The organism is Allohahella marinimesophila (genome assembly GCF_039538005.1).
Classification (GTDB): Bacteria; Pseudomonadota; Gammaproteobacteria; order Pseudomonadales; family Oleiphilaceae; genus Allohahella; species Allohahella marinimesophila.
Genome location: NZ_BAABBO010000015.1, coordinates 1 through 15,169, shown reverse-complemented (window position 1 = coordinate 15,169; position 15,169 = coordinate 1). Strand labels below are relative to the sequence as shown.

The 15,169-nt window shown below is 50.6% G+C and carries 11 protein-coding genes and 1 tRNA gene; all 12 read right to left on the bottom strand.

Going from position 1 to position 15,169, the window contains the following annotated elements:
- Nucleotides 1-68: 68 nt before the first annotated feature.
- The 12 genes from fusA to ABD735_RS16045 all read right to left on the bottom strand — a co-directional run bounded on the left by fusA (nt 69) and on the right by ABD735_RS16045 (nt 15,117).
- Nucleotides 69-2,159, bottom strand: coding sequence for an elongation factor G (fusA, locus tag ABD735_RS16100; RefSeq protein ID WP_344808323.1), 2,091 nt, complete (start codon nt 2,157-2,159; stop codon nt 69-71).
- 26 nt (nt 2,160-2,185) lie between these two features.
- The gene (gene rpsG, locus ABD735_RS16095) at nt 2,186-2,659 is read right to left on the bottom strand and encodes a 30S ribosomal protein S7 (RefSeq protein WP_344808321.1); all 474 of its coding nucleotides are present in this window, start codon (nt 2,657-2,659) and stop codon (nt 2,186-2,188) included.
- Nucleotides 2,660-2,764: 105 nt separating this feature from the next.
- Complete coding sequence (gene rpsL, locus ABD735_RS16090) at nt 2,765-3,139, bottom strand: 30S ribosomal protein S12 (protein ID WP_344808319.1); 375 nt, start codon at nt 3,137-3,139, stop codon at nt 2,765-2,767.
- A 92-nt stretch (nt 3,140-3,231) separates the two neighbouring features.
- Nucleotides 3,232-7,422: a DNA-directed RNA polymerase subunit beta' gene (rpoC, locus tag ABD735_RS16085; RefSeq protein WP_344808317.1), complete on the bottom strand. Its 4,191-nt coding sequence runs from the start codon at nt 7,420-7,422 to the stop codon at nt 3,232-3,234.
- Between the two features lie 105 nt (nt 7,423-7,527).
- Nucleotides 7,528-11,616 carry a DNA-directed RNA polymerase subunit beta gene (rpoB, locus tag ABD735_RS16080; RefSeq protein WP_344808315.1) on the bottom strand — a complete coding sequence of 1,363 codons (4,089 nt, stop codon included), beginning with the start codon at nt 11,614-11,616 and terminating at the stop codon, nt 7,528-7,530.
- A 158-nt stretch (nt 11,617-11,774) separates the two neighbouring features.
- Nucleotides 11,775-12,149, bottom strand: coding sequence for a 50S ribosomal protein L7/L12 (rplL, locus tag ABD735_RS16075; RefSeq protein WP_344808313.1), 375 nt, complete (start codon nt 12,147-12,149; stop codon nt 11,775-11,777).
- Between the two features lie 33 nt (nt 12,150-12,182).
- A complete protein-coding gene (rplJ, locus tag ABD735_RS16070; protein ID WP_344808311.1) occupies nt 12,183-12,728 on the bottom strand; it encodes a 50S ribosomal protein L10 in 546 nt (181 codons plus the stop codon).
- A gap of 175 nt (nt 12,729-12,903) precedes the next feature.
- Nucleotides 12,904-13,602: a 50S ribosomal protein L1 gene (gene rplA, locus ABD735_RS16065; RefSeq protein WP_344808309.1), complete on the bottom strand. Its 699-nt coding sequence runs from the start codon at nt 13,600-13,602 to the stop codon at nt 12,904-12,906.
- Nucleotide 13,603: 1 nt separating this feature from the next.
- Nucleotides 13,604-14,035, bottom strand: a complete 432-nt coding sequence (gene rplK, locus ABD735_RS16060) for a 50S ribosomal protein L11 (RefSeq protein ID WP_344808307.1) — start codon at nt 14,033-14,035, stop codon at nt 13,604-13,606.
- Between the two features lie 83 nt (nt 14,036-14,118).
- The gene (nusG, locus tag ABD735_RS16055; protein WP_344808305.1) at nt 14,119-14,646 is read right to left on the bottom strand and encodes a transcription termination/antitermination protein NusG; all 528 of its coding nucleotides are present in this window, start codon (nt 14,644-14,646) and stop codon (nt 14,119-14,121) included.
- Nucleotides 14,647-14,655: 9 nt separating this feature from the next.
- A complete protein-coding gene (secE, locus tag ABD735_RS16050; protein ID WP_344808303.1) occupies nt 14,656-15,024 on the bottom strand; it encodes a preprotein translocase subunit SecE in 369 nt (122 codons plus the stop codon).
- Nucleotides 15,025-15,041: 17 nt separating this feature from the next.
- Nucleotides 15,042-15,117, bottom strand: a tRNA-Trp gene (locus ABD735_RS16045).
- Nucleotides 15,118-15,169 lie beyond the last annotated feature (52 nt).

The following is a 15,169-nucleotide window of genomic DNA, read 5'->3' as shown; positions in this document are numbered from 1 at the left end:
CCGATCAAATTTTGCTTTTCCCACTTTTCAATCCTCTTTAGTTTTTGTAACGAGCCAGCCAGTTAAAATTACGTGCGAGCGCTGATTATCACCTTAGCGACATTAGCAGGCGCTTCGCAGTACCGGCTAAATTCCATCGTATAAGTTGCACGGCCCTGCGTTGCTGAACGAAGGTCGGTTGCATAGCCAAACATTTCCGCAAGCGGAACCTCGGCATCGATAATTTTGCCGTTATGGATATCTTCCATCCCATGAATAATCCCACGACGCCGATTAAGGTCGCCCACAACATCACCCATATTATCCTCCGGCGCAACAACTTCGACCTTCATGACCGGCTCAAGAAGGACAGCACCACCATGATCACGAAGGTCTCTGGCAGCCAGACTCCCTGCTATACGAAAGGCCATTTCGTTGCTATCAACGTCGTGGTAGCTGCCATCATAGAGCGTTGCTTTCAAGCCAAGGAGCGGGTAACCGGCGATGATACCGTTTTGCATTTGCTCCGCAATGCCTTTTTCAACTGCCGGGATGTATTCTTTTGGCACAACACCGCCCGCAATTTCATTCACGAAGGTCAAGCCATCGTCTTCTGAGGGTTCGAATCGAACCCAGACATGACCATACTGCCCTTTTCCGCCCGCCTGCCGAACAAACTTCCCTTCGATTTCGCATCGTCGTGTTATCGCTTCACGGTAGGCCACCTGCGGCTTTCCGATATTAGCATCCACACTATACTCTCTACGCATTCGATCAACGATGATGTCGAGATGCAGCTCGCCCATGCCCGAGATGATTATCTGACCGGTCTCTTCGTCGGTCTTGACCCTAAACGAAGGATCCTCCTGAGCCAGACGGGCGAGCGCAACCCCCATCTTATCTTCATCTGCCTTCGACTTAGGCTCAACTGCCACCGAAATGACCGGATCGGGAAACTCCATCCGCTCAAGAGTTATCTGATGATCGTAGTCAGACAGCGTATCACCGGTCGTGACATCCTTGAGACCGATAAGCGCAGCGATATCGCCTGCGCGCACTTCAGCGATTTCTTCACGATTGTTCGAGTGCATCTGGACCATTCTGCCCACACGTTCGCGCTTGGTCTTCACAGTGTTAAACACAGTCGCACCGGATTTGAGAACGCCAGAGTACACCCGTACGAAGGTGAGCGTACCGACGTAAGAATCACTAGCAATCTTGAACGCCAAGGCACTGAAAGGCGCATCATCTTCGGCAGTCCGTGACCCCACCGAACCATCAGCCAGGACGCCTTCAATCGCTTTTACTTCAGTTGGCGCAGGCAGATAGTCGACGACCGCGTCAAGTACAGCCTGAACACCTTTATTCTTGAAAGCAGATCCACCCAAGACTGGCACAATCTCATTGGCCAAAGTGCGAGCCCGAATACCCGCCTTAATTTCTGCCTCGGTCAGATCGCCACCTTCCAGGTACTTCTCCATTAAGGCGTCCCCAGACTCCGCCGCAGCCTCTACGATACGCTCACGCATCTCGGCACAGACTGATAGCAGATCTTCAGGTACATCCTGAAAGTCGAAGGTGAGACCTTGATCAGCCTCGTTCCAGATGATCGCTTTCATTTTTATGAGGTCGACAACGCCTCGAAAATCTTCTTCGGAACCGATAGTCATTTGCATGGGGATTGGCGTAGCACCGAGTCTGGTTTCGAGCTGCGTGATTACCCGCTCGAAATCCGCACCGGTACGGTCCATTTTATTAACAAAGACCAGCCGAGGCACATGATACTTGTTTGCCTGACGCCAAACAGTTTCAGTTTGAGGCTGCACACCAGAAGAACCGCATAAGACAACGACCGCGCCATCAAGCACCCGCAGGCTTCGCTCGACTTCAATCGTGAAGTCCACGTGCCCCGGAGTGTCTATGATATTTATGCGGTGCTCGTCAAACTGCGCCTGCATACCACGCCAGAAACAGGTAGTAGCCGCGGAGGTAATAGTAATACCGCGCTCTTGTTCCTGTTCCATCCAGTCCATGGTTGCCGCACCGTCGTGAACTTCTCCCATCTTATGAGAAAGACCGGTATAGAAAAGAACACGCTCGGTGGTAGTCGTCTTACCGGCATCTACGTGTGCGCAGATCCCGATATTACGATAATTCGCAATCGGTGTTTTACGCGCCAAAGCAGACTCCGCTATGAGGTATCAGATCAAAAACGATAGTGCGAGAAAGCCTTGTTGGCTTCGGCCATCCGATGAACATCTTCACGCTTCTTGACTGCAGCACCGCGACCTTCGGCAGCCTCCATCACCTCAGCAGCAAGCCGTGCAGACATAGACTTTTCACCGCGCTTGCGGGAGTATTCGACCAACCAACGCATGCTGAGCGCGGCCTGACGAGAAGGACGAACTTCGACAGGAACCTGATAAGTCGCGCCGCCAACCCGGCGTGCCTTGACCTCCACCATAGGCTGAATCTTTTCGAGGGCAGTCTCAAAGATTTCCATGGCATCATTTGTGCCGGTCTTCTTGATAACGATATCAAGCGCACCATATACAATTTGCTCGGCAACAGACTTTTTGCCAGCTTCCATGACATGGTTGATAAACTTGGCGAGCTTTTGACTCTTGTACTTTGGATCAGGCAGGATTTCCCGCTTAGCCGCAACTCTTCTACGTGGCATGATAAGTCCTTAATGAGTGTCTTCAGGTAACCCTGCCAGCAGCTCAGTCGAAACTGGCAAAGCGGCAGCCTTACTCTTATCTAAACAACCTTCCCAAGCCTTAAACTAGCTCTTGGGACGTTTTGTACCGTACTTGGATCGACCCTGCTTTCGGTCGTTAACGCCAGCTGTATCCAAGGTCCCCCTCACGGTGTGATAACGAACACCAGGAAGATCCTTGACTCGACCACCGCGTATCAAAACAACGCTGTGCTCCTGAAGATTGTGGCCTTCTCCACCAATGTAAGAACTGACTTCAAAACCATTGGTGAGACGTACCCTACAAACCTTACGGAGTGCCGAGTTTGGTTTCTTAGGTGTCGTAGTGTATACGCGAGTACAAACTCCGCGACGCTGTGGACACCCTTGTAGCGCTGGGACACCACTTTTCTCGATTGGTCGAGATCGCGGCTTACGAACCAGCTGATTTATAGTTGCCATGAGGCTTACTCCGGTTTACTAATACCCTCGAAAACAAGGGCACGGATTGTATAAGGGCAACCTGACCGAGTCAAGCGCCCCGAAATAGTTTACTAACGGTTCAGCTCGGCACTCAGCGCCTGCACTACATCCGCAGCACTGACACTGGAGTCTTTCTGATTCTTCTTGCGCTTACGCTCTGCGTGATAAGCCGAGCCCGTACCAGCTGGAATGAGGCGTCCAACGACCACGTTTTCCTTCAGACCACGAAGATGATCTTTCTTCCCGGTGACGGCAGCCTCTGTCAGAACTCGGGTGGTCTCCTGGAAGGACGCAGCAGAAATGAAGCTCTCTGTCGCGAGACTTGCCTTGGTAATACCAAGCAGTACTCGCTCATAGCGAGCCTCTATCGTCTCTTTGATTCGTGCGCCGTCATTTTCTTCTTCGGCGTGCACGAGCTCGACCTGATCGCCCTTGATCAGTGAGGTATCGCCAGCAGCAGTCACTTCAACTTTACGGATCATCTGTCGGACGATTACTTCAATGTGCTTGTCATTGATTACAACGCCCTGCAGACGATAGACATCCTGAATCTCGTTGATGATATATTTCGCTAGCTCACCGACACCAAGAAGACGAAGAATGTCGTGGGGATTCGATGGGCCATCAGCAATAACTTCACCTTTTGTAACCTGCTCACCGTCAAACACGTTGAGCTGCCGCCACTTAGGGATAAGCACTTCGTATGGCTCATTGTTGTCGGTAGGAGAAATGACAAGGCGCTTTTTGCCCTTGGTCTCTTTTCCGAACGACACCAAGCCGCTTATCTCAGCCAATATGGCGGGCTCCTTGGGCTTTCGAGCTTCAAAGAGGTCTGCTACCCGAGGCAAACCACCGGTGATATCACGTGTCTTCGAACTTTCCTGAGGAATACGCGCGATAACATCGCCACCTTCGAGCATATCGCCATTCTTCAAACGAAGCTGGGCATTTGCAGGCATGAAATACTGGGCTGTTGTATCGGTGCCCGGAAAGTTCATTTCATTTCCTGCTTCATCGAGAAGCTGGATCAAAGGACGGATATCCTTGCCTGCAGCTGGTCGATCCTTTGGATCGATTATTTCGATACTCGACAGACCGGTCAGCTCGTCAGTCTGGGTCTTCATTGTGATGCCTTCTTCAAGGCCCACGAACGTTACCTTACCACCAACCTCCGTGATAATCGGGTGAGTGTGGGGATCCCACTTGGCTACAATACCACCTGCCTCCACCTGCTCTCCGTGCTTGACGCTGACTTCTGCGCCATACGGCAGCTTGTAAGACTCTCTTTCACGCCCTGCCGCATCAGCAATCGCCAGTTCCGATGATCTCGAAACAACGACAAGCCTACCGTTCTTGCGCTCAATCGACTTCATATTGTGAAGACGAACCGTACCACCGTGCTTAACTTGAACGTTATCAACAGCAGAAGATCGCGAAGCCGCACCACCGATGTGGAATGTGCGCATCGTTAACTGCGTACCAGGTTCACCAATTGACTGAGCCGCAATGACACCCGCGGCCTCACCTACGTTAACAAGGTGACCACGGGCCAGATCACGGCCATAACAGCTTGCGCAAATTCCATACTTAGTCGTGCAGAATATTGGGGATCGAACATAGAGTTCATCCACACCTGCGTGCTCGAGCTTTTCTACAGCAGCTTCATCCAACAGCGTGCCAGCCGGTAAAACGACATCTTTAGCGTTAGCAGCGGAAAAAGCATCGGCGGCAGTAACACGTCCGAGCACTCGATCACCGAGATTTACGACGACATCACCACCTTCGATGTGGGGTGTCACCAGTAAGCCCTGCTCCGTGCCACAGTCAATTTCGGTGACAACAACATCCTGGGCGACGTCGACCAGACGGCGAGTCAGATATCCAGAGTTGGCTGTTTTCAACGCGGTATCCGCAAGACCCTTTCGAGCACCGTGGGTCGAGATGAAGTACTGCAGAACGTTCAGACCTTCCCGGAAGTTTGCCGTGATCGGCGTTTCGATGATGGAACCATCGGGCTTGGCCATCAGACCTCGCATACCTGCAAGCTGACGAATCTGCGCAGCGGAACCACGAGCACCCGAGTCGGCCATGATATAAACCGAGTTGAACGACTCCTGATCGACTTCGACGCCGTCCTTATTCACGACTTTTTCCGTACCCAATCTGGCCATCATGGCCTTGGACACCTTGTCGTTGGCACGAGACCAAATATCGATAACCTTGTTGTACTTCTCACCACCTGTGAGGAGACCAGAAGCAAACTGGCTTTCAATTTCTTTAACTTCGTTGTCAGCAGCCTCAATTATCTTCGCTTTTTCCTCTGGAATGACAAAGTCATTCACGCCAATGGACGCACCAGATACGGTGGCATAACTGAAGCCTGTGTACATGATCTGGTCAGCGAAAATTACTGTTTCTTTCAGACCTACACGACGATAACAGGCGTTTATAAGCTGAGAGATGGCCTTCTTTTTCATAGGCTGGTTGACGAGCTCGAACGGAAGGCCTTTTGGCACTATTCGGAACAACAATGCTCTACCAACGGTGGTATCGACCAGCTTGATCTCTTCGTGATGCACACCGTCACTATCGATGGTGGTCTCGCTGATTCGAACTTTTACCCGCGCCTGAAGATTAGCTTTCTTGGTACCATAGGCACGCGTCAGTTCATCCAGGTCACTAAACACCATACCTTCGCCCGGAGCGTTGATTCGCTCTCGAGTCATGAAGTAAAGACCAAGCACGACGTCCTGAGACGGAACGATAATTGGGTCCCCGTTTGCCGGCGACAGAATGTTGTTGGTCGCCATCATGAGCGCACGCGCTTCAAGCTGTGCTTCCAGTGTCAGCGGGACGTGAACAGCCATCTGATCGCCGTCGAAGTCGGCGTTGTATGCCGTACAAACAAGCGGGTGCAACTGAATAGCCTTACCTTCGATAAGGATTGGCTCGAAAGCCTGAATACCCAGTCGGTGCAGTGTCGGTGCTCGGTTAAGCATGACAGGGTGTTCTCGAATGACGTCATCAAGAATATCCCATACCACTGCTTCTTCACGCTCGACCATCTTCTTGGCGGCTTTAATTGTGGTGGCTAGACCGCGATGCTCAAGCTTGCTGAAGATAAAAGGCTTGAAGAGCTCGAGGGCCATCTTCTTCGGCAGACCACACTGGTGCAATCTCAGAGTAGGACCGACAACGATGACCGAACGACCAGAGTAGTCGACTCGCTTACCGAGAAGGTTCTGGCGAAAGCGACCTTGCTTACCTTTGATCATGTCTGCAAGTGACTTCAGCGGACGCTTATTTGAGCCAGTAATCGCTCTACCACGGCGACCGTTGTCAAGGAGCGCATCTACTGCCTCCTGAAGCATTCGCTTTTCGTTCCGAACGATAATATCAGGCGCGCTCAACTCCAAAAGCCGCTTGAGACGGTTGTTTCTGTTGATCACGCGGCGATAGAGGTCATTCAGATCGCTGGTCGCGAAGCGACCGCCATCTAGCGGCACAAGCGGACGTAAGTCAGGTGGAAGTACCGGAAGGACTGTCATGATCATCCACTCCGGCCGATTCCCAGACTCCGCAAAGGCCTCCAATAGCTTAAGACGTTTAGAAAGCTTCTTTATCTTGGTTTCAGAGTTGGTCGCAGGCACCTCTTCTCGAAGACGCGCGATTTCTTCATCAAGGGTAATATCGGCCAGAAGAGCCTGCACAGCTTCGGCACCCATCTTGGCGTCGAATTCATCGCCAAACTCCTCCAGAGCCTCATAGTACTGCTCATCCGAAAGCAATTGGCCGCGCTCAAGCGTAGTCATACCCGGCTCAATGACAATGAAGGATTCAAAATACAGAACCCGTTCAATATCACGCAAAGTCATGTCCAGCAACAAACCTATACGCGATGGCAGAGATTTGAGGAACCAGATATGGGCAACGGGAGAGGCTAGTTGAATGTGCCCCATACGCTCACGACGTACACTTGAAGGCGCCACCTCGACACCGCACTTCTCGCATATAACACCGCGATGCTTGAGACGCTTGTACTTTCCACACAAGCACTCATAGTCCTTCGTTGGACCGAATATTTTTGCACAAAATAGACCATCACGCTCGGGCTTAAATGTCCGATAGTTGATCGTTTCCGGCTTTTTAACTTCTCCATATGACCAGCTTCTGATCATTTCAGGAGAAGCCAAACCAATCCTTATACTGTCAAATTCTTGAGTATGGTTCTGGTTCTTAAGAAGATTTAGCAAATCTTTCATTAGCGAATGCCTCTGGCGTCTGAGTCGGCGACGATGCAGCGTCGCCGACGTACAATTTCAACCCGTCAATTCTGAGCCTGCTCGCGCAATCAAATGCGCGGCATGCTATTCGCTCTCTAATTCGATATCGATACCAAGTGAACGGATCTCCTTCACAAGAACGTTGAATGATTCGGGCATTCCAGGCTCCATCCGATGATCGCCGTCCACGATGTTCTTGTACATCTTGGTACGACCATTTACGTCGTCCGACTTGACGGTCAGCATTTCCTGAAGTGTATAAGCTGCACCATAAGCCTGCAGCGCCCACACCTCCATCTCTCCGAATCGCTGTCCACCAAACTGAGCTTTACCGCCAAGAGGCTGCTGAGTAACCAGACTGTATGAGCCAGTTGAACGAGCATGCATCTTGTCGTCCACCAGGTGGTTCAGCTTCAACATATACATGTAGCCAACCGTGACCTGCCGTTCAAACCTGTCGCCTGTTCGCCCGTCATACAGCCAGACCTGACCGGAATCGTCCATATCAGCGAGTTTCAGCATCGCCTTGATTTCACTTTCCTTGGCACCATCAAACACAGGTGTAGCCATGGGCACACCACCCGTGAGGTTGCGAGCCAGCTCCAGAATATCGCTATCACTCAACTCATCCAGATTTTCCTGCCGTCCGCCAATCGTGTTGTAGACTTCATTCAGGAATTTCTTGATCTCGCCAACCTGCTTCTGAGCTTCCAGCATCTTATTGATCTTATGGCCAAGACCCTTGGCTGCCGCGCCCAAGTGCGTTTCGAGCACCTGACCGACGTTCATTCGCGAAGGAACACCGAGGGGGTTGAGTACGATATCAACTGGATCACCTGTTTCATCATAAGGCATATCTTCAATTGGCATGATAGCGGAGATGACACCCTTGTTGCCGTGCCGTCCAGCCATCTTATCGCCAGGCTGAATTCTGCGCTTCACAGCCAGATAGACTTTTACGATTTTCAGAACACCAGGCGCGAGATCATCGCCAGACTGAAGCTTGCGCTTTTTATCTTCAAAGCGCTCTTCAACACTCGCCTTACGCTGCTTCAGCTGAGCGTCAGCCTTATCGAGTAGTTCATTGAGCTCGTCGCTGTCCATTTTGAGCTTGAACCACTCATCCTTCTCGAAAGCCTTGAAATGGGCATCAGTGAGTTCGTCACCTTTACGTAGCCCAGGGCCGCTGAGAACTTTCTGACCAGTCAGAGCTGAGCGCAGTCGCTCAAAAGTTGCACCTTCAACGATCTTGTATTCATCATTGAGATCCTTCTTGACCTTGGCGAGCTCCGCATTCTCGATCTCGAGCGCACGCTGATCCTTCTCAACTCCGTCGCGAGTAAACACCTGGACATCGATTACCGTACCCCTCGTACCTGTTGGTACTCGGAGAGAAGTATCTTTGACGTCTGAGGCTTTCTCACCAAAGATTGCACGCAACAGCTTCTCTTCAGGTGTCAGCTGCGTCTCACCCTTCGGAGTCACCTTTCCTACGAGGATATCACTAGGCTCAACTTCGGCACCGATGAAAATTACGCCGCTATCGTCGAGCTTCGCGAGCGCACTTTCGCCGACATTCGGAATATCCGCAGTAACTTCCTCAGCACCAAGTTTGGTGTCACGAGCAATACAGGTAAGCTCTTGAATGTGGATCGTAGTGAAGCGATCTTCTTTCACAACACGCTCAGAGACCAAGATGGAATCTTCGAAGTTGTAACCATTCCAAGGCATGAAAGCGATGCGCATATTCTGACCCAGCGCAAGCTCTCCCATGTCCACCGATGGACCATCAGCAAGCACGTCGCCACGACTGATCTGCTCACCTTCACGCACCAGAGCCCGCTGATTAATACAGGTATTCTGGTTGGAGCGCTGATATTTGATCAGATTGTAAATATCGACGCCCGCATCAGTAGCATCAGTTTCATCGCCGTCGACGCGAACCACGATACGTCCAGCATCTACGCTGGCGATTACGCCACCTCGTTTGGCAACTACACAAACGCCAGAGTCCTGAGCGACATAACGCTCAAAACCTGTGCCGACGAGTGGTTTCTCTGCAATGAGCGTCGGGACTGCCTGTCGCTGCATGTTCGACCCCATCAGGGCGCGGTTGGCATCGTCATGTTCCAGGAAAGGAATCAAAGATGCCGCTACGGAAACAACCTGTCTAGGCGAGACATCCATGTAGTCAACGCGCTCAGGCGGCATGACCGTAAACTCATTCTTGTGCCGTACTGTCACAAGCTCTGAGACAAGTCGGTTCTCAGAATCCAGTTCAGCATTTGCCTGAGCGATAACAAATTCGCTTTCTTCAATAGCTGACAGATAATCAATCTGCTCAGACACCACACCATCGATCAACTTGCGATAGGGGCTTTCGAGAAAGCCGTAGCTGTTCGCACGTGCATAGGTTGCAAGGCTGTTGATGAGACCGATGTTCGGACCCTCAGGCGTCTCTATCGGGCATACGCGACCATAGTGCGTAGGATGAACATCTCGCACCTCGAAGCCAGCTCGCTCGCGAGTCAAACCACCTGGTCCCAATGCTGAAACACGACGCTTGTGAGTAACTTCCGAAAGTGGATTATTCTGATCCATGAACTGCGAAAGCTGACTTGAGCCGAAGAACTCTTTAACGGCAGCTGCCACTGGCTTCGCATTGATGAGATCCTGAGGCATTAGCCCTTCGGACTCAGCCATCGACAAACGTTCCTTTACCGCACGCTCGACACGAACAAGTCCGACTCGGAACTGATTCTCGGCCATCTCACCGACAGATCGAACACGACGGTTGCCAAGGTGGTCAATATCATCGACCTCGCCTTTGCCGTTGCGGATATCGATAAGAGTCTTCAAAACATCAATGATATCGTCTTTGCTAAGAACCGCAGATTTCGGATCGTCCTCGCCATCACTATCTCTACCAAGACGTCGGTTGAACTTCATTCTACCGACGGTTGAGAGGTCGTAACGATCTTCAGAGAAAAAGAGATTATTAAATAGATTCTCAGCAGACTCTTTGGTAGGTGGCTCGCCAGGGCGCATCATCCTGTAGATTTCCACCAGAGCTTCCAGGGGGGTAGAGGTCGGATCAATATTCAAAGTATCTGAGATGAACGGACCACAATCGAGCTCATTAGTGTACAGCACCTCAAGACTCTTCAAGGCACTGTTCGCGCGGATTGTCTGCAGAAGCTCCAGAGTGATTTCGCTATTGCTGGCCGCAATCAGCTCCCCAGTCGATTCGTCAACGATATCTTTGGCCAGAACTCGTCCTACAACATACTCGGCAGGCACTTCCAGCATATCGATGTTGCTTTTTTCCAACTGACGAACATGTTTGGCAGTAATACGACGACCTTCTTCGACCACGACTGTACCTTCCGCATCACGAATTTCAAACGTAGACAGCAGACCGCGCAGACGGTTAGGAATGAGCTTGAGGAAAGTCTTTTCACCCTCGAAGTGAAAAGTGTCGAAATCAAAGAACAGATCCAGCATTTCTTCGCTGGTAAATTCAAGAGCCCGCAATAATATGGTGGCAGGCAGCTTGCGACGTCGATCTATTCGAACGAAGACAGCATCTTTGGGATCGAATTCAAAATCCAGCCAAGAGCCGCGGTAAGGTATTACTCGAGCCGAATAAAGGAACTTGCCAGAACTGTGGGTTTTGCCTTTATCGTGATCAAAGAACACGCCTGGAGAGCGATGCAACTGAGAAACGATGACACGTTCTGTGCCATTGATTACAAAGGTGCCATTTTCAGTCATCAGGGGAATCTCACCCATGTAGACTTCCTGCTCTTTGATATCTTTAATTGCTTTACTCGCCGAGTCTTTATCGTAAATGATAAGACGAACTTTAACTCGCAACGGTGCCGCGTAGGTGACCCCACGTACCTGGCACTCAGTCACATCGAAAATTGGTTGGCCAAGTCTGTAACTTACATACTCAAGAGCAGCGTTTCCGCTGAAACTTGCGATGGGGAAAACTGATTTGAAAGCCGCGTGGAGGCCAATGTCCTGACGCCCTTCCGGTGCCCGGTCTAGTTGAAGGAAATCGAAATATGAATCGAGTTGAATCGACAATAGATACGGAACTGCCATTGCAACAGGCAATTTGCTAAAGTCTTTTCGAATTCGCTTCTTTTCGGTATAGGAATAGGTCATTCGCGTTCCCCAGTTTGCTCTCAACTGAAATCTGCTAGTAATTCAGAGGGTTCTTGGCTGATACCCTGCCGCTGTGCGACGGAGTCGCAGGCAGGCAAAAAGGAAAAGCCGGCGCAAAAGCGCCGGCCTCGCCAATCAGCGATAGACAGGTATTCGACTTACTTAAGCTCGACAGTAGCGCCGGCTTCTTCGAGATCTTTCTTCGCTTTTTCTGCATCAGCTTTAGAAAGTGCTTCCTTGATTGTAGAAGGTGCACCGTCGACCAAGTCCTTGGCTTCTTTCAGGCCAAGTCCAGTAATCGCTCTTACTGCTTTGATGACATTAACTTTCTTTTCACCAGTGGCCTTGAGAACCACATCAAATTCAGTTTGCTCTTCAACTGCAGCAGCTTCGCCACCAGCAGCTGGAGCAGCAGCAACAGCTGCCGCCGCAGAAACACCGAACTTTTCTTCCATAGCTTCAACAAGCGCCACAACATCCATGACACTCATTTCAGCAATTGCATTCAAGATATCGTCTTTTGACAATGACATAAAATATTACTCCAAACCTTTACTGTTAATTAACTAAGCCGCTTCACGTTTCTGATCACGAACAGCTGCAACAACACGAGTAACCTGACCAGGAATATCGTTCAGAGTCATCGCCAGCTTGGTAATAGGCGCCAACATAACGGCCATAACCATCGACAATGCCTGATCTCTGGTGGGCAACTTGGCAAGACGATCGATCTGATCAGCTCCGAGGAACTCACCGCCGACAGCCAGGCCACGCACTTCGAACTTCTCGTTAGTCTTGGCGAAATCCTTGCAAAGCCTTGCGGCCGCACCTGGATCTTCCATAGAAAAAGCGAGAATGCTCGGACCTGTAAAAGCTTCTACCGCACAAGCATACTCCGTACCCTCTACAGCGCGACGCGCCAGGGTATTTCTCACGACACGAAGGTTGACGTTTTCAGCCCTCGCTTTGGCTCGCAGTGACGCCATGTCGTTAGAAGTAACACCACGATAATCAGCAATTACAAGCGAAAGTGCCTTGCTTGCAGTTTCGTTAACTTCAGCGACAATCTCTTTCTTTGTTTGAAAACGAATTGCCACGGGTAACTCCTTCATCAACCGGCAAAACCGGCAACATACTTTGCTCCGAAGAGCGATGACAACGGCGTGTTAACACTTGGTTTGACAGCCGCCTGCGCAGGAAATTAAGCCGGCGAACCGGCACCTGCGGTCTTTGACGACCAGAGCAGACTTCGAAAGTCCGCTCAGAGCCACCAAAATATCGGATCAGTTATACCGCGAAGGAAGACTGATCCAGATTCAATCCCGGCCCCATAGTAGAGGACAGAACAATTTTCTTGAGGAAAATTCCCTTCGCAGCGGCAGGCTTTGCCTTCTTCAGGTCAGCTACCAATGCTTCGAGGTTTCCTTTGATCTTGTCGGCATCAAAGCTGACGTTGCCCAGCGGAGAATGAATAATACCGTTCTTGTCAGTTCTGTATCGAACCTGACCCGCTTTTGCATTCTTGACCGCAGTCTCAACATCCGGGGTCACTGTGCCTACTTTCGGGTTAGGCATCAGGCCACGGGGGCCAAGGATCTGACCCAACTGTCCAACAACACGCATCGCATCCGGCGATGCAATGACTACGTCGAAGTTCAGATTGCCAGCTTTCACCTGTTCAGCGAGATCGTCCATACCAACAATGTCTGCGCCTGCTGCCTTCGCCTTATCGGCATTCGCCCCCTGGGTAAAAACAGCGACTCTTACTGTCTTGCCGGTACCGTTTGGCAACACAGTGGCACCACGAACAACCTGGTCAGATTTTCTGGCGTCAACGCCGAGGTTGATGCTGACGTCAATAGATTCGCTGAACTTGGTAGTCTTGGCGAGATCGATCAAAAGCGCGACCGCCTCATCGATAGCATATTGCTTACCGGCATCAACCCGCTCTTTGATCTGCTTTTGCTTCTTCGTCAGTTTAGCCATGTTACAGACCCTCCACGATAAGGCCCATACTGCGAGCTGTACCCGCAATAGTTTTGACCGCGGCGTCCATATCGGATGCTGAAAGATCAGGCATCTTCATAGTGGCCACTTCTTCAAGCTGCGCACGATTTACCGTACCAACTTTTTCTGTATTAGGACGTCCAGAGCCACTTTTGACGCCGGCAGCTTTCAATAGCAGAACTGCGGCAGGCGGCGTCTTAGTGATGAACGTAAAGCTTCTGTCGCTGTAAACGGTAATGACCACAGGAATCGGCAGACCCGGCTCAATACTCTGAGTCTGGGCATTAAATGCCTTACAAAATTCCATAATGTTAACGCCGTGCTGACCCAGCGCAGGACCAACAGGAGGACTTGGATTCGCCTGAGCTGCCTTAACCTGCAGCTTAATATAGGCTTTTACCTTCTTAGCCATACTTTCTCCATGGGTACAAGCGCATTTCTGCTCCCCGCTTTAGAAACGTTCGTTCCTATTAATGAAACTGGTTACCCAGCGACTTAATCTTTTTCGACTTGAGAAAACTCAAGCTCGACCGGCGTTGATCGACCAAAAATCAGAACCGCTACTTTGACGCGACTCTTGTCGTAATCGACCTCTTCGACAACACCATTGAAATCAATGAAAGGACCTTCGGTAACTCGGATGACTTCACCAGGCTCAAAGAGCGTTTTAGGCTTCGGCTTATCGACACCACTTTCAACGCGACGCAGGATGATATCTGCTTCCTTATCGCTTATCGGTGCAGGTTTATCAGGTGTGCCACCTATAAAACCAAGGACTCGCGAGGTCGACTTAACCAGGTGCCAAGCTTCCTCACCCATTTCCATCTGGACAAGAACGTAACCTGGATAAAACTTACGTTCACTCTTACGCTTCTTGCCTTCCTTCATCTCGACGACTTCTTCCGTCGGAACCAGGACGTCGCCGAACTTGTCTTCCATTCCGCTGAGCTTTATACGCTCATGCAAAGCACGCATGACATGCTTTTCATATCCGGAGAAAGCTTGTACGACATACCAACGCATAATTAATCCTTAGCCAATGACGCCTGAAACGATCCAGCCTATGAGCGAATCAATAGCCCACAGGATTAGCGCCACAATCAAAACAAATGCGATGACGATCAGGGTAGTCTGAGTAGTTTCCGGCCGAGTTGGCCAGACAACTTTTCGAATTTCCAGGCGTGCTTCCTTCGCAAGCGAAAGAAATGCCTTACCTTTACTCGTTTGAAGGGCAATAAGCGCAGCCACAATCGCGAGCCCTACAAGCGCAAGGACGCGATACAACATGGACTCAGCCTGGAAATACGAATTTCCCGCCACGCCTGCCGCAATCAACAAAACAACAAGAGTCCACTTGATAGCATCAAGTGGACTCGATTTACTTTCCACAGAAGTACTCATAATTATCAGAATTAAGGTGGCAGGCCAGGAGGGAATCGAACCCCCAACCTACGGTTTTGGAGACCGTCGCTCTGCCAATTGAGCTACTGGCCTACCTTAATCGTTAAAATTACTGGATGATCTTAGAGACAACACCGGCCCCTAC